Genomic DNA, 25250 nt, shown 5'->3' on the forward strand with positions numbered 1-25250 from the left:
GATGGAATCACTGAAATATCCTATCGGCCGCTTTGAAGCATTACCGGACTATACGCCGGAAATGTTGCGGGGATTTATTAACGACATCCGCTATTTGCCCCAGCTGGTGGAGATTGCCGTGCAGCAACTGGACGAATACCAGCTGCAAACGCCTTACCGCCCGGATGGATGGACGGTAGCACAGGTGGTACACCACCTGGCCGACAGCCATATGAACGGATACACCCGCATGAAGCTGGCCCTCACAGAAGAACAGCCGGTTATAAAACCTTACGAGGAGCAACTATGGGCGGAACTTCCTGATGTAAAGTTTACGCCTATAAACGTATCTGTCACCCTGCTGCATGCCCTGCATAACCGCTGGGTAAGTTTGATGGAGCACTTATCGGATGGCGACTGGGAACGTACTTTTGTACATCCTGCCAATGGCACCAGTCATCATTTGAAAACCCATGCCGCCAATTACGCCTGGCATGGTAAACATCACCTGGAGCATATCCTGCGCCTGAAAGAACGAATGGATTGGTAAAGCATTGTTATTATGAATATGGACTGGAAATTACTGTCATCGGAATACCTTTTTAAAGATGCCTGGCTTACGGCGCGTATCGATACCTGCGAAACGCCCGCAGGTAAAATTGTGGCGCCTTATTACGTACTGGAGTATAACAACTGGGTAAACGGTATGGCGCTCCGTGAAGACGGACAGGTAATCATGATCCGGCAGTTCCGGCAGGGAGTAGGTAAAACGTTGCTGGAAATTCCCGGTGGCACGATGGACCCCACAGATCCGGACCCTTTATTTGCGATGAAACGCGAGATGCTGGAAGAAACCGGGTATGCATTTAAAGAATGGGTGTCGCTTGGTACCATTGCGCCCAATACGGCTTCCAGTAACAACTACACGCATATGTTCCTGGCAACGGGAGGGGTAAAGGTGCAGGAACAGGAATTAGATCATAACGAAGATATTGAAGTGGTGATTATGCCGCTGGAAGAACTACAGCAACTGTTGCTGGATAACAAAATAGTACACAGTTTGCACACCACCTGTATCTTTTACGCGTTGCTGTATCTGGGTAAAATGACGATGAAATAACTTACATCACTTCTGCTACAATAAAAAAGCTTCCACAAACGAGGATCATATCATCCGGCTGGGCATGTTGCCTGGCCGCCTGCAGCGCCGCCTGAACAGTTGGGTAGGCATGGCCCTGTAATCCGCTGGCCGCCGCCATTTCAGCCAGTGCTACTTCGTCCAATGCGCGGGGGATCTGTGCTTTACAGAAATAATAATGCGCAGTAGGCGGGAATAATGGCAGCACTTTTTCTACTTCCTTATCTTTCACAAATCCTACCACAATGTGTAACTGCTGGTAGTTAACATGTCCGAGCTGCTGCATCACTTCGCGGATACCGGCTTCGTTGTGGCCAACATCCAGTACAGTGAGCGGATGCCGTTGAACCACTTCCCAGCGGCCTCTCAGGCCGGTCAGTTTCTTTACGTGGGAAAGTGCATGGCTGATATGATCCCAGGTGATATGCCAGGCTTTTTGCTGTAATATTTTTACGGCCGACAATACGCCCATTACATTTTTTTCCTGGTACTGACCGGTCAGATCCAGTTGTAAACGGCGCATCTGCTGTTGTCGTGTATCCAGTAACGTTATAGTGAAGTGATTGCTTTCAATGGCGCCGGAAGCTTCCATCCATTCCTGGTCAGCGAAGTGAATGGGGGCATTCAGTGCGTTGGCGGTATTGATAAACACGTCCTGTACTTCAGACTGTGTTTCGCTGATCACTACCGGTACCCCGGCTTTGATGATGCCTGCCTTTTCGCTGGCAATCTGCGGGAGTGTATCGCCGAGAATATTTTTATGATCGTAGCTGATATTGGTGATCAGCGACAGTTCGGGCGTAATGACGTTGGTGCTGTCCAGCCGGCCGCCGAGGCCCACTTCAATGATGGCAATGTCTACTGCTTCCTGCTGGAAGTAGCGGAATGCCATGGCAACGGTGAGTTCAAAAAAAGAGGGCTGGATGTCGGCAATATGCCCGCGCATCTGTTCTGTGAAATTAACTACAAAATCTTCCGGAACCATTTGCCCGTTGATGCGGATACGCTCCCTGAAATCCAGCAGGTGAGGGGAAGTATAAAGTCCTGTTTTGTAGCCGGCCTGTTGGAAAATGGCTGCCAGCATATGGCTGGAAGAGCCTTTGCCGTTGGTACCGGCTACGTGTATGGTTTTAAAGCTGTGTTGCGGTTGGTCCAGCTGATCCAGTAATGCAATGGTATTATGCAGGTCTGTTTTAAACGCACTGACGCCCACTCTGGTAAACATGGGCAGCTGTGCATAGAGATAGTCCAGCGTTTCTTTGTAAGAGGCCATATTAGTAATTATTAACCACCGGGCAATCCAACTGGCGGTTACGCTTCTTAAAGAGCCCACCGCCCTCACCCCGTTCGAACATGCTTGAATTTAAGCGCAAAGCTACAAAAGCATTTGCACGATCGACATGTTTTTGAAAGAGGTTGGTGAAAATTGTGCTGGAGCCAATCAGGAGGGGACCTATGCGGATACCCGCTCCCACATCGGTCTGGCCGTTACGGTTAATAGTGAATGGCATATAGGCGCCAAAAAGGTAGGTTTCATACCGTGGCGTAATATTAAACTGTGTTAGTGCATATGTTTTGGATATATCGCGGTTGCCGGCGGTTAATGCTATAACCGCATGTGCACTGATAAAAAAGCGGCTGTCGATATTATAATCACCCATCAGGTTGAGCGCCGTGGGCAGCATCATATTGAAAGTAGAATCGGTGCCCAGTGGCGTAAAATAATTGTTGAGCCGGCGGGCGTATTGCTGCAGACTTTCATTTTTCTTATACTGCACATCCTTTGGCACTACATTGTCTTTTACCAGGCTGAGGTCCGTGTTAATAGGCGCTTTGGTATATTTTATCCTGCCGATGTCGGTAATGGAAGCGCCTATACGAAATTTATAGTCATCTGCGTCGGAGCTTTCGGAAGCGCCAAAGCCGCCGTTGTCGGGGCGGTATTCGTAGATCACGCCGATGTCTGCGCCGATGCCGTTGTTATGAAATAACTGGAGGTTTTTTTGTGCGGGCGACTGCCAGTCGTCCATTTCTTTGTTATAGCCATAATAGAGGGTACCACTGGTAATAGTGGCACTTTTTGATGAGTTTAGCCGGAAGTCAACGCCCTTAACAGCGGCGTAACCCGCGGCCACGCCACTGAGCAGTTTCAGTGTAACGCCGGCTTTCCACCGGCCGCTGTAAGTTTCTTTGATGGTGCGTGCATAACTGAAGCCCAGTTCATGCCATACATGCGAGGAAACGCCTGCACGCGGAATACTTAAGTTGGTGTTGATATACCCTGGATTTGGAAAATCCACCCCAAAGAAATTGGCGATGGGGGTAGTGAAATTACCGCCGCTGCTGCTGCTGCGCATACGCCATACAAAGGAAACAGACTGTTTTTCATCAATAGCATATAATACGGAAGGCAGTGCAATTTCCGCCATTTGCCAGCCCATTTGTTTCCTGTTGGCGCCTTCATCGAGGAAATAATCCTGGTTGCGTTTCAGCGTATCAGGAATATTAAACAGCAATGATTTCGGAACGCTCATATAAGTGTTGCCGGCATTTACATCCGCACCTATAATATTTACATCCCATTTGTAGCGATAGCCGGCAGCGCTGGCCGGGTTGGAGAATACACCATAAATACCCGCGTAGTTACTGTTGTTGTAACCCGGGAAAGTTTGAGCCACAGCGGCCTGCATCAGCACAAGCAATATTGCGGTGCCGGAAAAGATACGGTTAAGTTTTACAATCATCGTTGGCGATAAAAAATAGGTTCCTCGAAATGACACAAAAAAATTGCTCTTGTCAGTTGTTGCAATCATAGGTAAAGATGATGTAGGAACGACAGATTTCAGGATGAAGCTATGCTGTTCCGGATCAGTTCCTGGTCCGGTAATAAAACAGCTTCTTTTAAAATCTGTATATATTACGCTGCTTATTCTGCTTTGAAAAAGAAGCGGATCACTCCGAACTGTTCTTCTGGTGCATCCGGGTTGGCATTATATTTCAGTTGTCCGCTGGAGGCAGCCTTTTTGGCAATCTCAATCAGGCGGGGGTTACTGATAGTAGATCCTTTCATACTAAAAGTGGCAGATGTCACATTTCCCTTTTGATCTACTTTTATATTGATGGCTACGTAGCCTGTTTCGGTACCGTCGTAAGTAACCTGTGGCCTGCCGATGAGGCTTCTCCCATTGAGGTGGAAATCGGAGCGTCCGCCGCCGAGTCCACCGCCCGTATATCCGCCGCCGTTAGGGTTACCCCCCAGTTGACCGCGATCGCCGGGTTTGCCGGTATTACCCTCTCCTGTGGCATTATTAGAGCCATTGGCGCTGTTACCGCTATTGGCACTGTTGCCGGTACCGCCTGAAAACACCGCCTTTGGTTTTGGTGCGGGAGGTGTGGGCGCCGGTGGCGTTTCTGCAGGTTTCTTTGTTGGCTTAACAGGTTTTGGTTCTAATTTCTTTGGAATCTCTTTAGGTTTCTCAACAGGCTTTTCCGGTTTTTTTATTTCCGGGGCCTCTTCCTCGTCCTGGGTGGCAATATCCTGCTGAGGCTCCGTGTTGGCCGGAGCGGTAGCAGCCGGACTTTCAGCTGCTGCTGGTTCCGGTGCCGCAGCACTGGGTGGATTAGGGTTCAATGGTTGTTCGTCCCCCATGCCATCATCGGATGTGCCAAGGTTTACTTCCATGCCAAGATCCTGATCCGGCAAGGGCGGAGGTGCAGAAAAACCGGTAAATACCAGCGCTACTAACAGCAATGCATGCACGCCGATAGTGATTCCTAAAGCCTGTATATTTTTTTTACCGTTTTTTTCCTCCATGATAACCTTATTGAGTGCCTGTTCAGGCCAAAGTTAATGTTTTGATCCAGAAAAAATAATCGCTTATCAAAAGATGAATTCCGGATCTTTGCAAAAACTGTGCTGTTAATCCAATTATCGTAAATTATTTTTCACCGATTTTATGAACCTGGCCAGACAAACGATCCGTCTTTACCAAAATGCCTATACTGGTCTTGCTCCTGCTACCTGGTGGCTCTCGCTTGTATTGCTGATCAACAGGAGCGGAACGATGGTCATTCCCTTTATGACCGTATATCTTACACAACATCTTCATTTCAGTATTGCCCAGGCAGGCCTGGTTATGGCCTGTTTTGGTACCGGTGCCATTGTTGGCGCCCTGCTGGGCGGATGGCTGTCCGATAAGATCGGTTTCTACCAGGTACAGTTCTGGAGTCTTTTCTCTAACGGATTATTATTCATTTTATTGGGTCAGATGCGCACCTTTGAGCAAATATGTATCTGCGTATTTGTAATGAGTTCTGTGGGAGATGCCTTCCGGCCGGCCAACAGCATTGCCATTGCCGCCTACAGCTCGCCGGAAAACCGGACCCGGTCGTACGCCCTGAACCGGCTGGCGGTGAACCTGGGTTGGTCGGTAGGTCCTGCTATCGGGGGTATCCTTGCCAGTTTCAGTTACCAGCTGCTTTTCTGGGTAGACGGGTTCACCTGTATGCTGGCGGCCATCCTGATGCGGATTTTCCTGCCGCCGGTACCTGCGCCGCCAAAGGCTGCCAAAGCAGCCGTAAAAGCGGAAGAGAAGGTATGGAGGGATCATATTTACCTGTGGTTCCTGCTTTTTGCCACCATAAATGCCATCTGCCTGTTCCAGTTTTCCAGCATTGTGCCGTTATATTTTAAAGAAGTGATGCACCTGGAAGAGTGGGCTATTGGTCTGAACATGTCTGTTAACGGGATCCTGATTGCGCTGGTGGAAATGGTAATGGTGTACCGCCTCGACGGAAAAATGCCTAACCTGTCCTTTGTGGCCCGCGGCGCCATGATGGTTTGCTTGTCCTATATGTTACTTTGTTTCCTGCCGCCGGTATGGGCATTGGCAGTAGTATTTATGGTGGTGATCACCTTCGGGGAAATGTTTTGCCTCCCCTTTATGAACAGTTTCTGGATCGGCAGGAGCCTGGACCATAACCGCGGACAATATGCCGCGTTGTATACCATTTCGTATTCGCTGGCCAATATTGTATCGCCCACAACGGGGGCGTTTGTGGTGCAGCATCTTGGGTTTAGGCCGTGGTGGGGGATTACAGCGCTGGGGTGCGTGTTGTCGGGCGGCGGATTTTTGTGGTTGCAGCAAAAAATAGGGACGGGCAGAAAAGAGATCAGTGGATGATATTGTCCAACACTTTACCATTATTGCCACATAATCGCTAATTTTGCAGGTAAATTAGTAATATTGGTTAATGAAAGTAATTCAATTTACTGTCCCCGTTGCCGATGAAGGTGCTGTAGTCATACAGGAAGATATCCTCCCTTACTTTTATAATTACCTTCATCGTCACAAAGAGGCGCAGGTAACACTTATTATAAAGGGAGAAGGCACCCTGATTGCCGGAAACTATACCCAACCTTTCAAGGCCGGAGATATTTATGTGATTGGCGCCAATCAACCCCATATGTTTAAAGGGGATGCGCGGTATTTTGAAAATTTACAGGAGAAGAATATCCACGCCATCCATATCTTTTTCGATCATGAACACGCATTACAGGGCTTATTTTCCCTGAAAGAAATGGAGGCGGTAAGAAAGTTCCTGCAACTCAGCGCCAACAGTTTGCAATTGCCTGCCGAATACGCGGAGAAAACAGCTGCCGATATATTAAAGATCTCCCGGCTCAGCGGCGCCGAAAGGTTGCTGGCATTTGTGGGCATGCTGGTATATTTCTCTAAACAGGTGAAGGACTGGAAGTCGTTATCCACGGGGTTTTCCAGGCAATCTTACAGCGAGTCGGAAGGACTGCGGATGAATGATATTTACCAATACACGCTGGAGCATTATGCGGAGAATATTTCGCTGGGACAAATTGCCGGCGTGGCGCATCTTACTACTTATGCTTTTTGCAAATACTTTAAAAAACACACCCGCAAAACCTATCTTGAATTCCTGAATGAGATCAGGATCAATGTAGCGTGTAAGAATATTATTAACGGTGACTTCGACAGTATTGCAGCAGTGGCCTATGCTACCGGGTATAACAATCCCATCACTTTTAACCGGGTATTCCGGAAGGTAACGGGAATGTCGCCATCGGCGTATGCGAGGCAATACCGCTTTGCAGAAGAGTTGAAGTAACAGCAATCCTGTTAAACCTGCGGTTGTCCGGTATTGTATTTGCGAAAGTCGTTATTTCCCTTTGCTTTTTAACCATGAAGCCATCAGCGCTGATTCTACCGGAGACATCAGTTGAATGCAAAGCATAATATCATCATCTGAGATATTGCCAAAGCATTGCTTGTTCAATTCAGCCATACGCTTATAAACCTGCTCCAATACCTTTTTGCCCTTTGATGAAATCGAAAGCCGTTTGGAACGCTTATCAGCATCATCATCTTTTTCACTTATCCAGCCATTCTTTCTGAGGCGGTCGATGATCAATAGCCCCGAAGACAGTTCTATAAAATTACTATTTATTACGTCTGTCTTTCTTGGATTTTCAAGCTTGAAAATTGAATTAAGGAATGCAAAATCTTCGAAGCTATTAATACCATGTTCTTTTAGTATTGGAAGCGATAATACTACGTGGATTTTGGCGATCCGGCCTATTAGCTTAGCTAACTTACTGTGAGGATCCGGAGGAACGGCTCCGCCCAAAAAATGCTGATTAGGTTTATCCTCCCTTTTTTTTGTGAGCATGTACCGGCAGAAATCTAATATTTCTCCTTGTGGGTGCGCTTTTTCAAACGCAGCCCAATGGTTCACCAGGTCGACTGTTTTATTCATTTGTATCACTTATGATGTAAAAGTAAAAAAAATACATCATTAACGCTATTTTATAATGTAAATGTTGTAATATTGTATTATAAACATCATATATGATATAAAATGAAGCATATAGTAATAACAGGAGGCAATGGTTTTTTAGGAAAGGCAATATGCAGATTAGCATCGTTGCATACAATTCCGGTGATAAGCATTTCCCGGGGCGGCAAACCTGAAAACGTATATGGGAAGGATTACCAAACGACTACCTGGGTTTCTGCCGATATTTTCCAGCCGGGTGAGTGGAAGAAACATTTGCAGGGGGCGTGCGCTGTGATCCATTGTATCGGGATACTGGAAGAAAAACCTGATCAGGGCATTACTTATGAACGGATGATTTTTACCGCGGCAAAAATTGCCGGTATTACTACAAAGTCAATGGGTATTGACAAATTTGTCTACATCTCGGCAGGTGCAGGTGCTCCGGATACGCCTGCCGGTTATATGGCAAGTAAAACTGCTGCCGAAGCTTTTTTAAGCTCAAATGAACTTGGGCTTGATCTGACTATCCTGAAACCAGGAATGCTTTATGGTTTGGAACGTCCTGAAACCATACAGGAAAATGAGTATATCCGGAAGCTTTTACCAGATCCTGTATTGGGGCCGGAAATCAAGCCTAATCGTCCTCTTCCTGTAGAAAGCGTTGCAAAGGTCGCATTATATGCTGCAATTAATACCCTGGATATCAAAAAGCTCTTTGTGGATGACATCGAGCGTTTATCATCAGCACTTAATTTTTAGAGAATGAAATTTGGTAGTTTAGACGGGAAAACTATTTTAAACTAAAAAGCGTGTCTCAATTATTTTTGAGACGCGCTTTTTTAAAATGATTTCTGTTATTTTCAGTGAGCAAAGTCGCTCATATAATCGCCGGTAATACGCTCCATCGGAGGATTAAAATAACCGAACTTCAGATCCGGGAATTCCTCATGGATCAGTTCCTGCAGCTGTTTTACCCCTAGGCATTCGCCCGTTTCCGTTACACCCAGTTTGCCGAGGTACCAGTCGGGATCAATATTGAAATTACGCCACTGGATCATATTCAAGCCGGTTTCCCTGATCAGTTTACGCAGCGCTTCATATTCATCTGCGCTATCGGTCATGCCCGGAAACACGAAGTAGTTGATGGAGGTCCAGCCGCCGAATTCACGCACTACTTTCAGGCTTTCGATGATATCTTCAAAAACGTAGTTGTTAGGGCGGTAATACGGGGTGTAATACTTCTCCTGTGCGGAGTTAAGGCTTACGCGGATACTGTTCAGGCCTGCTTCACACAGGGCTCTTACGGCATCTGGCTTACTACCGTTGGTATTGATATTGATGCTGCCTTTAGGCGTGTGTTTACGTATTTCCAGGATGGATTCGCGGATGGTTTCCCACATCAGCAGGGGTTCGCCTTCACAGCCCTGTCCGAAGCTTACGATTGGGAAGGGGGCTGATTCCAGGTGAGGTACGGTGTACTCCACAATTTCTTCCGCGGTTGGTTTAAAGCGGAGACGGTCCTGCGTGGAAACAATGCTTTCTTCTTCCGGCTGGAATGAAATGCAGCCCACGCAATTGGCATTACATGCCGGAGAGGAAGGAATAGGGCATTCCCATCTTCCCATAAAATAATTACGGGCAGCAGGACACTCATAGGTGAGCGCGCAATTTTCCGCGAGGTGCTGTACCAGCCTGTTATGCGGGTATGCTTCCACCAGGGTTTTTACGCCCTGTTTCACTTTTTTATCGTCAAAGCCCGCGCATTCCTGGCGGATATCTGCTTCAATGCGGGTGGCGGGCACATAAAACTTACCATCCAGCCAGCCTACTGCGGTGTAGCAGAACAGCGGCAGGGTAGGCGCATCCGGCATGGTTTCGTAGGCAGCCAGGTAAAAACCGGTATGCGCCGGCGGTATAAATGCGGCTACAGCCCATCCTTTATCACAAAGCTGCATATCGCCGGTGGCGGCGTTGATGCCAATACCACGGCGGCCGGGCAACTCATACAAATTACCTCCTTCCGGCAATTCAATCCACTCGTCTGCTTCTACCGGCCATGCATCCCAGCCGCTGCGGCCGGTTACATACAGGGTGGTATCTTCAAAAATATTACCGTTACCGTCTGAGTATAATATGTAAGGTGTTTGTTTTAGCATTTTCTGTTTTTATATACTGTTATTGCACCCTGCTCCGGAAGAAGTTATTCAGCGCTTCCCTTTGTTCGTTGCCTGGTTCATCCAGTATTTCGAGTTGCAGGATCTTGTTGTTCTTAAAGTCTATTGTGAGCAGATCGTTCCGCAAAATTACGTTATTCAGTTCGTTCCAGCCAACCAGCCTTTTTGAGAAGGTGGTAGGAAGGGTAATTCCGGTGGTATCCATCTTTACATAAGATGGCTGGAAAATGCGGTGTTCCATCCAGCCTACGTAGGCGAGCCCTGCGCCCACCAGGAACAGCAGTAGTGCGGTAACCGGGTTGAGGTGCGACAGGAAATACAAACTGCCGGTAAAGCAGATGAGCGCTTCTATCATCCGTGCGACGGTATTGGCTTCGGTGAATTTCTTAAACCTTCTCATGGTAAAAGGAAAACCGATGCACAATACACCTACCACCAGGAAAAAAAACACCAGGAACCAGTTCGGCTGCGGACTGCGGTAAATACCGATCGCATTAAACAGGAACAGTATGCCCGTAAGCCCATGCATAACCGGTAATAACCGGATTCTGCTGGAGGTATTCGGATGCAGGATGCGCAAACTATGCATGAACAGGAATGTGAGATTAAGAATTGGAACTGATCAACAGGTTACAAAGTTTGAACAACACACGGGCGCCTACGTTGGCATCCCATTCGTCGTGTGAGGTGCTTACTTCGTTCAGATCAAAACCGATCAGTTTCCGGCCGCTGGCCAGCACCCGTTTGAAGAGATAATATATTTGTTCCGCCTCAAACCCGCCGGGCACCGGGGTACCGGTATGCGGGCATAATTTCGGATCCAGTCCGTCGATATCAAAACTGATGTATACCTGCTGCGGTAAGTTGTCTACAATGCTGTCGCAGATAGCTTTCCAGGATTCTCCCTCAAATTGTCTTTCCTTGATCTGTTTATCAAAGAAGGTTACTACGCGGCCTTCACTATTATTCACGTAATCCACTTCTTCTTCGCAATAGTCGCGGATCCCTACCTGTACCAGTTTAGAGAGCTGCGGCACTTCTGCCAGTGCATTAAACATGATAGAGGCGTGGGAGTATTTGAATCCTTCATATGCATCGCGGAGGTCGCAGTGTGCATCGATCTGGAGGATCCCAAACTCGCCCTTGTGTTCACCAATGGCTTTGAAGAAGCCGAGTGGCGTACTGTGGTCGCCGCCAACCAAACCTACCAGCTTGCCTTTTTCCAGGAGCGATTTGGTTTGGATGTATACCCATTCGTTCATGGCCCTGGTACCGTTACTTACATCTACCAGTGTTTTTTTCAGGAATTCATTTTCAGAAATATCTCCCCCTTCGGTCAGGAATTTCAGGTACAGTTCTGCTTCCTTGCGCAGGTAATCGCTGCGGAGCAGGAGGTGCTTATCGGGCTCCCGCATGTAGAAACCCTGTTTCCAGCCGTCTTTTACATCTGCGTCGTACAGGTCTACCTGGAAGGAAGCCCTGAAGATACGTTCCGGGCCGCGGGCCGTGCCATTGTTGTAGGAAACGGTAACTTCCCAGGGAACAGGTAATAATACCAGTCTGGCCTCTTCTTCGGAAAAAGGTAAGCCAAAAACGTTGTTGGACAGCAGGCCAACCGAGTTAGGGTCAAATTGAGATAAATCTGCCATGATAAAGTCGTACTTTTCTAAATTCCGCGCAAAGATAGGATTCTGTTTACTTACAGCCGTCCTTCTCTTAAAAAGAATTACCTTTTATATAAAATTTGTCGGAAGAAGGTCATTTTCACTTAATTTTGCCGATTAATCGGAAACAAATAAAGTACGGCAAAAGGAGAGGAGTTGTTGAAGTCGCGCTGGTAAAGGGTTTTTGCAGCTTGTGTCTAATCAATAGGGAAGATAATTTTCATATGAAAAAAACAAATATTATTCTGTTGGTGGTAATTGCGGTGGCAATTGGAGTGATAGTGACTATGGTGGGTGATTTCAGCACCTATGAAACTTTCGCAACAGCCCGCGAGAAAGAAGGGAAAGAGTTCCATGTTATTGGTAAACTCGATACCTTAAAAGCGATGAACTACGATCCAACTAAAGATGCCAACCTGTTCAGCTTCTACGTCCACGATAAAACGGGGGAATCCCATAAAGTAGTTTTCTACGGCGCAAAACCTACCGACTTTGAAAAGGCCGAATCCATTGTACTGACCGGTAAAATGGAAGGCACTGAGTTTCACTGCAGCAAAATACTGATGAAATGTCCTTCCAAGTATAAGGACGACCAGGTTGCAGTGAGCAATAAACAGATATAATTAGCTATATGTATATGATTGTCACCGTCGGATGATCAATGCCACAATATTCACATCTCTCAGAGGAATTTTATGAAGTTTGTAGGGGAACATTTACTGCCGGGCCAACTAGGCCACTTCTTTGCCATACTGGCATTTGTAGCATCTATGGTAGCCACCGTGGCTTATTATAATGTAGTTAAAGGAAAAGAACCACTGATCAGGGATTCCTGGAAACGACTGGCACGCTGGTCTTTCATTATCCAGTCGGCCGCCGTCATCGGCGTATTCAGCTGCCTGTACTTCATCCTGTATAATCACTATTTCGAATATAAATACGCATGGCGCAATACTTCCCGCGACCTGCCAATCCAATACCTGTTATCCAGCCTTTGGTCCGACCAGGAAGGCAGCTTCCTGCTGTGGAGCATCTGGAACAGCATCCTGGGGATTTTCCTGATCCGCACTTCCAAAAACTGGGAAGCGCCGGTAATGACGATTTTCTCTCTTGCACAGCTGATCATGGCCAGCATGTTGCTGGGTATTTTCATCCTGGGCTATAAAGTGGGCAGCAATCCTTTCATGCTGTTGAGGGAAGCGCCTGAAAACCAGCTGGCGCCCATCTTCCAGACAGCTGACTATATGCAGCATATCCACGACGGAAACGGGTTGAATGTGACGTTGCAGAACTACTGGATGGTGATTCACCCGCCGGTATTGTTCCTGGGCTTTGCTTCCATGATCATTCCATTTGCTTTTGCATTTGCGGGGTTATGGACAAAAGATTACACCGGCTGGGTAAAACCGGTACAGCCCTGGGGTTTATTTGCCATAATGATGCTGGGAACCGGTATTATGATGGGCGCTGCCTGGGCCTATGAATCGCTCAACTTTGGTGGTTACTGGGCATGGGACCCGGTAGAAAATGCATCGCTGGTACCGTGGCTGACCATGGTGGCAGGCGTGCACACACTCCTGGCGTATAAAGCCACCGGGCACTCGCTGAAATCTACCTTCTTCTTTTTCTTTATTTCCTACGTGCTGATCCTGTACTCCTCTTTCTTAACAAAGAGCGGCGTACTGGGCGATACTTCCGTACACTCCTTTACCGATATGGGCATGAGCGCACAGCTGCTGATTTCCATGCTGGTGTTTACGGTGCCGGCCATCGCCCTGCTGATTGTACGCAGAAAAGAAATTCCTTCCGTGAAGAAAGAAGAGAACAGCTACTCACGTGAGTTCTGGCTGTTTGTAGGTTCCCTGATCCTGCTCATTGCAGCCATCCAGATCACCTTCACCACTTCTATTCCGGTATGGAATAAATTACTGAGCCTCACCGGGCTGAAGTCTGCGTTCAACATGAACGATATTGCGCCGCCGTCTAACAGTATATTCCACTACAACAAAATCCAGATCTGGATTGCGATTGTACTGGGTGTATTAACGGCGATTGTGCAGTTTATGCGGTACAAGGATACTCCCCGCGGCGAAATCACGAAGAAACTGCTGGTACCTACTATCGTAGCGCTCTTATTAACCGGGCTGGTGGCCTGGAAAGGCACTATTACCTACGATACTTACGGCGCCGGTTTCCTTACTGCTATTTACCTGATGTTGTTTGCCAGCATTTATGCGATTGTGGGCAACTTCTTTTATATTTTCTCCGGTCTGAAAGGCAAAATCAAAAATGCAGGCGCTTCTGTTGCGCATATCGGTTTTGGGATGGTGTTGCTGGGCGTGCTGATTTCCTCCGCCAAAATGGAAGTGATTTCACTGGACCGCATGAAGATGCTGGGCGATGGTATTTTTACAAAGGAAAGCAAACAGAATCCGCGGGAGAATATTATGCTGCCAAAGGATGTGCCGGTGGAAATGGGCGACTATCACGTTACCTATACCGGCGATTCCGTAGCGCAGGGAGATCCGAAAACATATTATGTAGTGCATTATGAGAAAAAGGATAAACAAACCGGCAAGGCGCTGGAGCGTTTCACCCTTTACCCGGATGCGTTTGTGAATAAAAAGGAAAATGCGCTGTCGTCCAACCCGGCTTCCAGGCATTACCTCACGAAGGACATTTTTACCTATGTATCTGCCGCACCTAACCGGGAAGAAGCCGCCAAAGAAGATACCACACCTTATGTTACCCATGAAATGAAACAGGGTGATTCGGTGTTCTTCTCCAAAGGATTTATTGTGCTGAAAGGATTAAACACCAAACCGGAAAGCCGCAATTATATCCCGCAGAATGGTGACCTGGCTGTAGGAGCAGAGCTGGAGGTATATACGCAAACAGATGATCATTTTAAACTGCAACCGATCTATTTTATCCGTGACAGCAGCTACCAGTACAGCGTGGAAGACACCCTGGCGCCGCTGGGACTGAATGTACGGTTCTCGAAGATCATGCCGGCGGAGAATAAAATAGAGCTGAAGGTAAAAGAAGCGTCAGGCTTCAGCGATTACATCGTGATGAAAGCGCTGATATTCCCTTATATCAACGTGTTATGGCTGGGAATCATTATTACGGTGATTGGTACCGCCATGAGTATTTATCAGAAAGTAAGAAGAAGATAACCTCCGGATATTTTTTTAGAAAGAATCCTTCAATGGCGTTGCTATTGAAGGATTTTTTCTTGGTTAAATAACCAGCCAGGCAGCGCCATTTCAGAATTCTTATCTACATTTAGCTGGAATAAATATCCTTATGATGCCTAAGTGGTTGCGTATATCCCTGATCGTTATAGCCACAGCAGCTGTGGTGTATCTTCTTGGCCCCAAACCGGCTGAACCGGTTTATGAACACAAACTGCCCGCAGTGCCAGCTGCCGGCCCTGCCCTGGAAGCCTACATACAGCATAAAGAAGCCGGGCACCGGCTCAAACCGGATAATGAAGCCCGTATAGTGTGGCAGGATTCCGGACGTCATAAAACGCCTTATTCAGTGGTATACCTGCATGGCTTTTCCGCCAGCCAGGAAGAAGGGAACCCGGTGCATCGTAACTTTGCGGCACGTTACGGGTGTAATTTGTACCTGTCGCGGCTCGACGGGCACGGGATTGACACCAGCGATCCGTTGCTGCATATGACCGCGGCGGGTTTGTGGAAAGATGCAGAAGAAGCGTTGAGTATAGGCAAGGCGCTGGGCGATAAAGTGATCCTGATGACCACCTCCACGGGCGGTACGCTGGGGCTGAAGCTGGCAGCGGCCTACCCGGATGATGTTTATGCCCTGATCAATATGTCGCCCAATGTTGCGATCAACGACAACCTGGCCTTCCTGGCCAATAACCCCTGGGGATTGCAGCTGGCCAGAACGGTGAGCAAAGGCGATTTCAGGCGGAGCGATGATAAAGATCCGGAAACAGCAAAATACTGGTACAACAATTACCGCCTGGAAGCGGTGGTGCAGTTGCAAAACCTGCTGGAATCCAGTATGGTGGAGGAGACCTTTAGAAAAGTGCATCAGCCGGTGATCAATTTATATTATTATAAAGATGAAACGCACCAGGATAAAACGGTGCGGGTAGCCGCCATCCTGGAGATGGAAAAGCTGCTGGGAACGCCCGATTCCCTGAAGGAGGCAGTGCCCGTTCCGGGCGCCGGCAGCCATGTGATGGGCTGCGCGCTCACCGGGCATGATATCCCCGCCGTAGAAAAAGCCATCAATGATTTCGTAGTAAATAAGTTACATATGAGGCCGGTACAGTAACACTTTTTAGTTAAACCGGATTTTCAAATCTTTTTATAACTTGTGGTAACATTCCGTACATAAGCAACGTTAAGTTAACTATGCGCATCCGTTTTAAACAGATCATCGTTTCATTATTCCTGGTACTGGTCATATCCCTCTGTCACACGGATGCGATGGCCCAGGAGGCGCATGGTGCTGATGTGATACCATTGCATGCCATGATAGTGGGACGTGATACCGTTCCGGTAATCACGCTGGCAATATTTGACGTAGTGGCTAAAATGCCGAAGGCGCTGCGCAAAGAACGTGAGCGCTGGAGTCGTTTGCGCAACGCGGTATATGTAACCTATCCTTTTGCCAGATCGGCGGCAAAAGTGCTGAAAGATGTGAACAGCCGCATGGCTACCATGAATAAAAGGGAACGTAAAGCCTTCCTGGCCTCTAAAGAGAAAGAACTCAAGGCCCAGTTTGGCGATAAACTGGAAAACCTCTCCGTTTACCAGGGAAAAGTATTGATGAAACTGATCGACCGCGAAACGGGTCAGAATTGCTTTGAAATCATCAAGGAACTCAAAGGCGGCTTTAATGCCCGTGTTTGGCAAACCGTTGCTTTCTTTTTTGGAGGCAACCTGAAAAGCGATTACGACAAGCAGGAAGACCGCGACATCGAGGTGATTGTGCAGGAGCTGGAAATGTACCAGCAATTCCGTGCCTACAATTAATTGGGCTATCTTCGTAATATTCGCCTGTCATAAAAAAGGGCTTATTATGAAAGCAAGGATCTTAGTTATCAGCTTATTATTTATTTCTGTTGGAGCGATGGCACAGGTAGCCAGTGACGATCCCGTGTATGTGCTGGACAGCGTGATAGTGACGCCGGCTGCTATGGGGCAGGTAACGCCCGACCGTATTGGCGTGATCACCGTTGCCAAAGGCGCCAAAGCTGTGCTGAAGTTTGGGAGCCAGGCGGAGAACGGCGTGATATACATAGAAACCAAACCCTTTGCCCGTAAAAGGGTGAATGCTTTATTGAGCAGTGAATCCCCCGCATATGATAGTTTGTTGCGGAAATATGGCAACGACAGCAGCTTTTACTTCATCATAAACGGCAAACCGGTTACGCCTACCAATGAAACCGGTTTGATGACCTTAGACCCGAAAACCTTCCGTTCTGTACGGGTTATTTCTGAAAAGGAGGTACAGGATAAGTACCAGGTGATGGACCAGAAAGCCGGGGTCGTTATCACCAGTTCAGATAACTAAATATTTTCCCATCTTTGCACCTCAATTTACAGCATATGAAACTAGATATACTGGCTATAGCCGTGCACCCCGACGATGTGGAGCTGGGGTGTGCCGGCACACTGATGGTGCATGCGCGTCAGGGAATGAAGGTCGGCGTGGTGGATCTCACCCGTGGGGAACTGGGCACCCGTGGTACCCCGGAACTGCGGGAACAGGAAGCGCAGGCGGCTGCAAAGATCATGGGACTGGAAATAAGGGAGAACCTGGGGCTTGCCGACGGCTTTTTCAGGAACGATACCATGGAGCAGATGGCGATCATTACGGCGGTCCGTAAGTACCGCCCGGACATCGTGCTGGCCAATGCAATGGACGACCGTCATCCTGACCACGGAAGGGCCGGCAAACTGATTGCCGACAGTTGTTTCCTGGCAGGGTTAAGAAAGATAGAAACCATGGCAGACGGGCAGGCGCAGGAAGCATGGCGTCCGAAGCAGGTGTTTCATTTCCTGCAGGACCGTTATCATGAGCCTGATTTTGTAATAGATATCAGCGCCGTAATGGAGCAGAAGCTGGATGCGATTAAAAGCTTCAGTTCACAGTTCCTGGCGCCGAAAGATCATGAACCGCAAACCTACATTTCGGGTTCGGGCTTTTTCGACAGCGTTATTTACCGCGCAAAAATGCTGGGTAAGATGGTGGGAGTGGAGTATGCCGAGGGGTATACGTCTGCCAAGATGATCGGCATCCGGAATTTTGCGGATATGATTAGCGAAACGACGTGACGCGGATTTTGTCTTGGCTCAGGATTACGCTGATTTTACTGATTACCTGGATTTTTACTTTTAGATTTTTTTGGATTTTAAGATTTAATAATATCTAATAATAAATGAGGGAGATAAGAGCGAATATCCGCTTCTATCTCCCTTAATCCTTTATAAAATCCAAAGAATAAAAATCCAGGTAATCAGTAAAATCAGCGTAATCCTGAGCCAAGACAACATCCGCGGAGGACTACACCAGAGAATGGCTTGCATCCGGCTGGGACATGCTTAGGAGTAGCCTTTGACATGCAGTAAAGGTGGAGGTGACCTGGAGGTGATGTGGACTTGATCTGGAAACCTTTGCCTGGTTTGGGTTAGCGAGTAATTTGATAGGGCTGTTTATGCATTTGGAAGAGATGGGCAGACAACGGCGGGGATATCCGCTATGGTTTGCCCATCTCTTTTTAATGATAAAGTGACAGTATGATTGACGGCAGTTCAGCCGCTGAGTAAGGTTGTGAAAAGTTAAGGGGGCAGAAGTGCAGGCCGGTCGCATCAGTATTTACCGGCGTATAAAGGTCCGACCCCGCTTTGGGGCGTTTTCAGGAACGGTCAATGGGACCCGCTAAACACTAAATGAACAGATCTCGGGTAGCGTCGAATTCATCGTGTTTGATGATGCTGTTTTTAATAAACGGGATCAAAGCAAGTCCAATCGTGATAACCACCAGTAAAAAGTATTTTTTCTTCATTTCCATGCTAAATTGATTAAAAAAAGTCCACTTATATAACTAAATAACGTGCCAAAATGTTACAGAAATAGCATAAAAATGTTAAGTCCGGAACATTTTTTTTCCTTATAGTTGCCATGTTGGTTGTTACCCGCCCTGCCGCAGTAAAAAGTCATATATATAGAGAAACTCAATACCACATTTTTAAAATCTATTTGATTAATAATGAATGTAATGTGATCTTTGCGCCGTCAAAGAATAAAATCATTAGTCTGTAAATCAAAAAGAGAATTAGTAATTATGAAAAATGTTATCTTATCCGTAGGGTCAGAGTTTCCCGAATTCAAAAAAACGGCTGTAGTATCAATTGAAAAAGGTAAAGAATTTTATGAATTGTCTTCTGAAGAACTGAAGAACTCCGGCAAATGGATGGTGATGTTCTGGTGGCCTAAAGACTTTACTTTTGTATGTCCTACTGAAATAGCTGAATTTAACAAACATGCGCAGGATTTTGCTGATCGTGATGCGGTGTTAATCGGAGCATCTACTGACAGTGAGTTTGTGCATGCTGCATGGAGAAGAGATCATGAAGATCTGCGTGGCCTGCAATTCCCTATGCTGGCGGATACTTCCAAATCCCTTGCTACTGAGCTGGGTATCCTGGAAGCCAATGAAAAAGTGGCTTACCGTGCTACCTACATTGTAGATCCTCAGGGTATTGTACGCTGGGTTTCTTTGTACGACCTGTCCGTAGGCCGTAGCGTGAAAGAAGTGCTGCGTGTACTGGATGCGCTGCAAACAGATGAGCTGTGCCCTTGCAACTGGACTAAGGGTGAAGCTACACTGACAGCTTAATTAATCAAGTCATTTACGGTTTTATTAAGAAAGAGGGTTGTCCTGCCGGGATAAGCGTGGCGGGACAACTTCTTCCGGCGATAAAATTATTAAATAAAAAAATTAGATATTATGTTTGCAACTACAAATCAGGATACGGCTGTTCAATTGTTGGAAGCAGTGGGTTTAACGGCGGATTCGGTTTCAGGAAAGCTGCAGTCGCTTGTAAATGTGGATGCGCGTTACCTGAAGGATCTGAAGATCAATGTATCCAATTCCCTGGCGGCGGCTACTTTGTCGAAGAAAGAGGCGTATATGATCGGGCTGGCCGTGGCGGTGAATGAGAAGCATACGGATCTGCAGGCGTCGTTTGAGAAGCTGGCGGTGCAGGAAGGCGCAACCGATAAGGAGATTGCAGAGGTGATCAGTTGTACTTCCCTCATGAGTGCCAATAACGTATTTTACCGTTTCAGGCATTTTGTGAACAAGGAATTTTACACGACTACTCCTGCGGGTATCCGGATGAGCATTATGGCGAACCCGGTTTTGGGGAAAGAGTTTTTTGAGTTGCTGAGCCTGGTGGTGTCTGCATTGAATGGTTGTGAAATGTGTGTAACTTCGCACGAAGAAGCGTTGTTGAAACATGGAACCGATCAGCAAAGAGTGCTGGAATCGGTAAGATTAGGGGCAGTTTTACGTAGCCTGATCGTGCTGTTGTAAAAAATATTTCCGGCAAAAGACAGATGTAAATTTGCCTGATAACCGAGTGGTTATCAATATTTTGCATTGTGTTCACATTTTAAGAAGCCGCTTTTCACGCGTGTCTTTTAAGCATATGTGAATAAATTCATTTAATAATATTTGCAAAATCCATAAATAAATTGGACTTTTGCATTCCTAAATTTTTAGATCATGGCAAGAGTATGTCAGGTGACAGGAAAGAAGCCGATTACAGGTCACCATGTTTCCTTCTCCAACATTAAGACGAACAGAAGGTTTCTTCCTAACCTTCAAAAGAAACGTTTTTTCCTGGCAGAAGAGGACAAATGGATATCATTGAAAGTTTCTGCTGACGGTTTAAGAACCATCAACAAGAGAGGTTTGTATGCAGTTGTGAAGGAATTGCGTGCAGCTGGTCAGGCAATCTAATTCTAAGACTCACTTAATTTGTAATACACAATGGCAAAAAAAGGTAATAGAGTACAGGTAATTCTGGAGTGCACAGAGCACAAAGCTTCTGGCAAACCCGGAACTTCCCGTTACATCTCTAACAAGAATAAGAAAAATACTCCTGAGCGTCTGGAGTTGAAAAAGTACAATCCTATTTTAAGGAAAGTGACTGTACACAAAGAAATTAAATAAGTAATTGTTGATGGTGAATGGCTGTATTAGCATACTGCCAATTAGCCATTGGACCATAAAAACAATAGAATACCATGGCAAAAGTAGCTTCAAAGAACGCGAAAGTAAAAGATACTAAAGCAGCAGCTGAATCAAAGGTATGGACTAAGGTTATCAGAGCCATCCGCTCTCCTAAAACCGGTGCTTATACTTTTAAGGAAGCAATCGTGCACAAGGATAAGATCCAGGAGTACATGACCCAAAAGTAATTCGGCTTTACTAATAATACTGAAAGGCTGTCCTGTTAAGGGACAGCTTTTTGCGTTATGCGGGTGCGGAGTTTGTCTTTCTCAGGATTACGCTGATTATACAGATTACCTTGATTTTTACTTTTGGATTTTTTTGGATTTAAAGAGATTTTGGAAGATATAAGCGGGTATACGGATATACCCGCTTATATCTTCCAAAATCTTTTAAAATCCAAAGTGATCAAATCCCCTAAATCAGTATAATCAGTGTAATCCTGAGAAAGACAAAATCCGCGTAATCAGCGAGAAAGACAAAATCCGCGAATTTTCGCGTATTTTAGCACCCAAAAAACCGGGATGTACCGGACCCAATTAATCTAAACTATGAGCTTTTTCAATAAACTATTTTCCAGGGAGAAGAAGGAAAATCTGGATCAGGGTTTACAAAAAACCAAAGAGAGCTTCCTGAGTAAAATAGGACGCGCCATTGCAGGGAAGTCCAGTGTAGACACCGAAGTATTGGATAACCTGGAAGACGCCCTTATTTCTGCGGACGTTGGCGTAGACACGACTGTAAAGATCATTGACCGGATCGAGCAGCGGGTGGCTAAAGATAAATATCTGGGAACCAGTGAGTTGAACAGAATGTTGCAGGAAGAGATTGCAGCATTGCTGGTAGATGCCCCTGATAGTGGTTTCCGCGATTTCGATATACCGGCCGGTAAGAAGCCTTATGTGATCATGGTAGTAGGCGTAAATGGAGTGGGCAAAACCACCACCATTGGTAAGCTGGCCTATAATTTCAAGAAGGCGGGTAAGTCGGTGATGCTGGGCGCAGCGGATACTTTCCGTGCAGCGGCAGTGGATCAGCTGACTATCTGGAGTGAGAGAGTTGGAGTGCCTATTGTAAAGCAGCAAATGGGATCTGACCCGGGTGCGGTGGCTTTTGATACAGTACAGAGCGGCGCCGCCAAAGATGTGGATGTAATTATTATAGATACCGCCGGCCGTTTGCACAACAAACTCCACCTGATGGACGAACTGGGCAAAATTAAACGGGTGATGAAAAAAGTGATCCCAGACGCGCCGCATGAAGTGTTGCTGGTATTGGATGGTTCTACCGGGCAGAATGCACTGGAGCAGGCTAAACAGTTTACAGCTACCACAGAGGTAACAGCCCTGGCTATTACCAAACTGGATGGTACTGCGAAGGGTGGTGTGGTACTGGCCATTGCCAACCAGTTCAAAATACCGGTAAAATACATCGGTATCGGTGAGAAAATGGAAGATTTACAGGTGTTTAATAAAGAGTCTTTCGTAGATTCACTGTTTAGTGTAAATGACTGATTTTCTGTTTATTGTGAGTGTTAATTAACAACTGACACAAATCTTATTTAATATTTTACTTTAGGTGAAACAATCGGGCTCCCAACAGGAGCCCGGCTCGTTATTTGATTAACATTAAAGCGCTTCGTTTGTAATTATAAATAGCACTGCATTTATTAAATTTGAATACTTGTTCCCTTTTTGTACCCTTTTTAACAATTCGTAAGTATGATAGTACAGCACATAGATCGAGTTGAAGATATTACACCAGCGGAATTCAAGAAGAACTATTACCAGCCACGTAAACCTGTAATTATACCGGCGGCGGCGCTTAGCCAGCACTGGCCGGCCTACAACAAGTGGACATGGGATTATTTCAAATCGATAGTCGGAGACAAGACGGTTGGGGTATATAATAATGAGCGCGCCAACGAAAATACGCTTGTCAACGGAGCAGATGATTACATTACTTTCGGGGCCTACCTCGATATGATACAACAGGGACCGGTAGCGCTCCGGATTTTCCTGTTTAACATTTTTCAGCATGCTCCCCAGCTGGTGGAAGATTTTACTTTCCCGGATGAATTTGCCTCCGGGTTTCTGAAGAAATACCCGATGTTATTTGTGGGCGGCGCCGGTTCGGTGGCGCATATGCATTACGACATCGACCTTTCACACATTTTCCATACCCAGTTTATTGGCCGTAAGCGGGTATTGTTGCTGGAGAATAATCAGTCGCCGCTTATTTACCGGATGCCTTTTACCGTAGAGAGCGCGGCGAACTTCGTCAACTGGCATGAACAGCTGGACCAGGACCAGTTTCCGGCGCTGAAACATGCGCGGGGATATACGACTATCCTGAACCACGGGGACACGATGTTTATGCCGGCGGGCTACTGGCATCATATGGAGTACCTGGATGGCGGTTTCGCCATGAGTCTACGGGCGCTGGATCCTTCTTTCGTCAATAAGCTAAACGGGCTTTATCACCTGGTGGGCCTGCGGGGAATGAATAACCTGATGATCAAGATGGCCCCCAAGTGGTGGTACCATTATAAGCGGCAGAAGGCCCGCGAGCGTGCCGACAAGGCCATGGAGACGCTGAGCTGACCTGGGTTCCGATGGTATGCTAAGTAGCTAATCAACAGTTACTTAGCATTAATTTCCAATTATCAATTCTTTTTACTACCTTTGCACCTTCCTTAACCCCCACTAAGACTCAAGTCACATACAGTAAGTCTGCTGTTACATTCAATCAGTGTCTGTGTGTCTTCGTGGCGGTAGCGGCTCAACAAATGATTGACCGCTTGTTTAAAACATTCGCGCTTGAAGACAAAAACTTTAAAGAAAGACAAGGTTAATATTATTACGCTTGGTTGTTCCAAGAACATGGTGGATTCAGAAGTACTGAGCGGTCAGCTCGTGGCTAATGAAATCGATGTGGTGCATGAAAGTGCAAAACGCGATCATAACATTGTGGTGGTGAACACCTGCGGATTTATTGACAAGGCCAAAGAAGAATCGATTAACACCATCCTGGAGCAGGTAGAGCTGAAACAACGTGGTAAACTGGATAAAGTATACGTAACGGGTTGTTTGAGTGAACGCTACAGGGGTGACCTGGAATCAGAGATCGGCGGGGTGGATGCCTGGTTCGGAACCATGGAATTGCCATTGCTGCTGAAAAAATTTGATGCAGATTATAAAGCAGAACTGATTGGAGAAAGATTACTGAGTACCCCGTCTCATTATGCTTACCTGAAAATAGCAGAAGGTTGTAACCGTACCTGTTCTTTTTGTGCTATTCCGCTGATGCGGGGTGGCCATGTTTCCAAACCTATTGAGGAGTTGGTAACCGAAGCACAGAAACTGGTGAAATCCGGTGTAAAGGAAATCATGCTCATTGCGCAGGAGCTTACCTATTATGGTTTGGACCTGTATAAGCAACGCCGTTTGGGAGACCTGATGCGTGCGTTGGCCGGAGTGGAAGGACTGCAATGGATTCGTCTCCATTATGCTTATCCCACCAAATTCCCGATGGAGATCCTGGATGTGATGAACGAGTTCCCGAATATCTGCAAGTATATTGACATGCCGCTGCAACATGCTTCTAATGCCATGTTGAAGGCCATGAAGCGTCAGATTACCAGGGAGGAAATTGAGCAGCTGGTGCAAGACATCAGGGCCAAAGTACCGGGTATCTGTTTACGTACTACCCTGATTGCCGGTTTCCCCGGTGAAACGGAAGCGGACGTGGAAGAACTGAAAGGTTTCCTGGAGAGAATGCGTTTTGACCGTGTAGGGGTGTTTACCTACAGTCATGAAGAAGGGACCAGCGCCTATGAACTGGAAGATAATATTCCGGCAGAAGAAAAGGAGAGCAGGGCGCAGGAAATAATGGAAGTACAGCAGGAAATCTCCCTGGAAAAAAACCAGGAAAAAGTAGGGAAGATCTTTAAAGTAATAGTAGATAAAAAAGAGGCAGGCAGATACCTTGCCCGTACCGAGTTTGATTCGGTGGAAGTAGACAACGAAGTGATCATTGACACTACCAAACGCCTGAAACCGGGCGACTTTGTAGAAGTACGTATCACCAAGGCGTTTGATTACGACCTCGAAGGAGAACTGGTAACCAACAGCTAATCACTGCAGGTGACCAACAGCCGATAGCTAACCGCTGGAAGCTGAAATAATTATTTTTAA

The 25250-nt window shown here is 46.7% G+C and carries 26 protein-coding genes; 19 read left to right on the forward strand and 7 right to left on the reverse strand.

All coding sequences use genetic code 11. From position 1 onward, the window contains the following. Position 1 precedes the first annotated feature (1 nt). Both AB6805_RS20805 and AB6805_RS20810 read left to right on the forward strand, forming a co-directional pair. A complete protein-coding gene (locus AB6805_RS20805; protein ID WP_370911362.1) occupies positions 2 to 529 on the forward strand; it encodes a YfiT family bacillithiol transferase in 528 nt (175 codons plus the stop codon). Between the two features lie 12 nt (positions 530 to 541). Further along, positions 542 to 1099, forward strand: a complete 558-nt coding sequence (locus AB6805_RS20810) for an NUDIX hydrolase (protein ID WP_370911363.1) — start codon at positions 542 to 544, stop codon at positions 1097 to 1099. Between the two features lies 1 nt (position 1100). Here the strand turns inward: AB6805_RS20810 and AB6805_RS20815 are convergent, their stop codons facing one another. From AB6805_RS20815 to AB6805_RS20825, 3 genes are all read right to left on the reverse strand, one after another. Beyond that, positions 1101 to 2390: a folylpolyglutamate synthase/dihydrofolate synthase family protein gene (locus tag AB6805_RS20815; protein ID WP_370911364.1), complete on the reverse strand. Its 1290-nt coding sequence runs from the start codon at positions 2388 to 2390 to the stop codon at positions 1101 to 1103. A gap of 1 nt (position 2391) precedes the next feature. Further along, positions 2392 to 3861 (reverse strand): DUF5723 family protein, encoded by a 1470-nt coding sequence (locus AB6805_RS20820; protein ID WP_370911365.1) that lies wholly within the window; start codon positions 3859 to 3861, stop codon positions 2392 to 2394. Positions 3862 to 4043: 182 nt separating this feature from the next. Continuing rightward, complete coding sequence (locus tag AB6805_RS20825) at positions 4044 to 4931, reverse strand: hypothetical protein (protein ID WP_370911366.1); 888 nt, start codon at positions 4929 to 4931, stop codon at positions 4044 to 4046. A 142-nt stretch (positions 4932 to 5073) separates the two neighbouring features. Here AB6805_RS20825 and AB6805_RS20830 point away from each other — a divergent pair, with 142 nt between their 5' ends. Together AB6805_RS20830 and AB6805_RS20835 are read left to right on the forward strand one after the other, a co-directional pair. Next, positions 5074 to 6300 carry an MFS transporter gene (locus tag AB6805_RS20830; RefSeq protein WP_370911367.1) on the forward strand — a complete coding sequence of 409 codons (1227 nt, stop codon included), beginning with the start codon at positions 5074 to 5076 and terminating at the stop codon, positions 6298 to 6300. A 70-nt stretch (positions 6301 to 6370) separates the two neighbouring features. Continuing rightward, positions 6371 to 7258 (forward strand): AraC family transcriptional regulator, encoded by an 888-nt coding sequence (locus AB6805_RS20835; protein ID WP_370911368.1) that lies wholly within the window; start codon positions 6371 to 6373, stop codon positions 7256 to 7258. A 51-nt stretch (positions 7259 to 7309) separates the two neighbouring features. Here the strand turns inward: AB6805_RS20835 and AB6805_RS20840 are convergent, their stop codons facing one another. Beyond that, positions 7310 to 7906: a MarR family winged helix-turn-helix transcriptional regulator gene (locus tag AB6805_RS20840; RefSeq protein ID WP_370911369.1), complete on the reverse strand. Its 597-nt coding sequence runs from the start codon at positions 7904 to 7906 to the stop codon at positions 7310 to 7312. Positions 7907 to 8008: 102 nt separating this feature from the next. On the opposite strand from AB6805_RS20840, the gene AB6805_RS20845 reads away from it, so the two are divergent. Next, positions 8009 to 8686 (forward strand): SDR family oxidoreductase, encoded by a 678-nt coding sequence (locus tag AB6805_RS20845; protein WP_370911370.1) that lies wholly within the window; start codon positions 8009 to 8011, stop codon positions 8684 to 8686. Positions 8687 to 8787: 101 nt separating this feature from the next. On the opposite strand, the gene AB6805_RS20850 is transcribed toward AB6805_RS20845, so the two are convergent. Genes AB6805_RS20850 through AB6805_RS20860 form a run of 3 tightly spaced genes read right to left on the reverse strand, consistent with a single transcriptional unit; the run spans position 8788 to position 11750 of the window. Further along, a complete protein-coding gene (locus AB6805_RS20850) occupies positions 8788 to 10083 on the reverse strand; it encodes a radical SAM protein (RefSeq protein WP_370911371.1) in 1296 nt (431 codons plus the stop codon). 19 nt (positions 10084 to 10102) lie between these two features. Beyond that, positions 10103 to 10690: a hypothetical protein gene (locus tag AB6805_RS20855; protein WP_370911372.1), complete on the reverse strand. Its 588-nt coding sequence runs from the start codon at positions 10688 to 10690 to the stop codon at positions 10103 to 10105. Positions 10691 to 10706: 16 nt separating this feature from the next. Then, positions 10707 to 11750, reverse strand: coding sequence for an agmatinase family protein (locus AB6805_RS20860; protein WP_370911373.1), 1044 nt, complete (start codon positions 11748 to 11750; stop codon positions 10707 to 10709). A 239-nt stretch (positions 11751 to 11989) separates the two neighbouring features. On the opposite strand from AB6805_RS20860, the gene AB6805_RS20865 reads away from it, so the two are divergent. The 14 genes from AB6805_RS20865 to rimO all read left to right on the forward strand — a co-directional run bounded on the left by AB6805_RS20865 (position 11990) and on the right by rimO (position 25190). Then, positions 11990 to 12388 (forward strand): cytochrome c maturation protein CcmE, encoded by a 399-nt coding sequence (locus AB6805_RS20865; protein ID WP_370911374.1) that lies wholly within the window; start codon positions 11990 to 11992, stop codon positions 12386 to 12388. Between the two features lie 72 nt (positions 12389 to 12460). Continuing rightward, the gene (gene ccsA, locus AB6805_RS20870; protein ID WP_370911375.1) at positions 12461 to 14944 is read left to right on the forward strand and encodes a cytochrome c biogenesis protein CcsA; all 2484 of its coding nucleotides are present in this window, start codon (positions 12461 to 12463) and stop codon (positions 14942 to 14944) included. Positions 14945 to 15077: 133 nt separating this feature from the next. Further along, positions 15078 to 16079, forward strand: coding sequence for an alpha/beta hydrolase (locus AB6805_RS20875; RefSeq protein ID WP_370911376.1), 1002 nt, complete (start codon positions 15078 to 15080; stop codon positions 16077 to 16079). Between the two features lie 80 nt (positions 16080 to 16159). After that, positions 16160 to 16783, forward strand: coding sequence for a DUF4294 domain-containing protein (locus tag AB6805_RS20880; RefSeq protein WP_370911377.1), 624 nt, complete (start codon positions 16160 to 16162; stop codon positions 16781 to 16783). A gap of 46 nt (positions 16784 to 16829) precedes the next feature. Next, on the forward strand, positions 16830 to 17324 hold the full coding sequence (locus AB6805_RS20885; RefSeq protein ID WP_370911378.1) for a hypothetical protein: 495 nt from the start codon (positions 16830 to 16832) through the stop codon (positions 17322 to 17324). Between the two features lie 35 nt (positions 17325 to 17359). Then, entirely contained in the window at positions 17360 to 18088 is a 729-nt protein-coding gene (bshB1, locus tag AB6805_RS20890) for a bacillithiol biosynthesis deacetylase BshB1 (RefSeq protein ID WP_370911379.1), read from the forward strand. 1010 nt (positions 18089 to 19098) lie between these two features. Beyond that, positions 19099 to 19653: a peroxiredoxin gene (locus AB6805_RS20895; RefSeq protein WP_089896021.1), complete on the forward strand. Its 555-nt coding sequence runs from the start codon at positions 19099 to 19101 to the stop codon at positions 19651 to 19653. A 111-nt stretch (positions 19654 to 19764) separates the two neighbouring features. After that, positions 19765 to 20352: a carboxymuconolactone decarboxylase family protein gene (locus tag AB6805_RS20900; protein WP_370911380.1), complete on the forward strand. Its 588-nt coding sequence runs from the start codon at positions 19765 to 19767 to the stop codon at positions 20350 to 20352. Positions 20353 to 20544: 192 nt separating this feature from the next. Next, positions 20545 to 20781: a 50S ribosomal protein L28 gene (gene rpmB, locus AB6805_RS20905; RefSeq protein ID WP_079468087.1), complete on the forward strand. Its 237-nt coding sequence runs from the start codon at positions 20545 to 20547 to the stop codon at positions 20779 to 20781. Between the two features lie 30 nt (positions 20782 to 20811). Beyond that, entirely contained in the window at positions 20812 to 20994 is a 183-nt protein-coding gene (rpmG, locus tag AB6805_RS20910; protein WP_370911381.1) for a 50S ribosomal protein L33, read from the forward strand. A 74-nt stretch (positions 20995 to 21068) separates the two neighbouring features. After that, a complete protein-coding gene (locus AB6805_RS20915) occupies positions 21069 to 21242 on the forward strand; it encodes a DUF4295 family protein (protein ID WP_079468085.1) in 174 nt (57 codons plus the stop codon). Positions 21243 to 21605: 363 nt separating this feature from the next. After that, the gene (gene ftsY / locus AB6805_RS20920) at positions 21606 to 22568 is read left to right on the forward strand and encodes a signal recognition particle-docking protein FtsY (RefSeq protein ID WP_370911382.1); all 963 of its coding nucleotides are present in this window, start codon (positions 21606 to 21608) and stop codon (positions 22566 to 22568) included. Positions 22569 to 22775: 207 nt separating this feature from the next. Further along, on the forward strand, positions 22776 to 23657 hold the full coding sequence (locus AB6805_RS20925) for a cupin-like domain-containing protein (protein WP_370911383.1): 882 nt from the start codon (positions 22776 to 22778) through the stop codon (positions 23655 to 23657). Between the two features lie 216 nt (positions 23658 to 23873). Beyond that, positions 23874 to 25190 carry a 30S ribosomal protein S12 methylthiotransferase RimO gene (gene rimO, locus AB6805_RS20930; protein ID WP_370911384.1) on the forward strand — a complete coding sequence of 439 codons (1317 nt, stop codon included), beginning with the start codon at positions 23874 to 23876 and terminating at the stop codon, positions 25188 to 25190. The last annotated feature ends 60 nt before the right edge of the window (positions 25191 to 25250 follow it).

The sequence above is a fragment of the Chitinophaga sp. RCC_12 genome (assembly GCF_041360695.1).
Taxonomy (GTDB): domain Bacteria; phylum Bacteroidota; class Bacteroidia; order Chitinophagales; family Chitinophagaceae; genus Chitinophaga.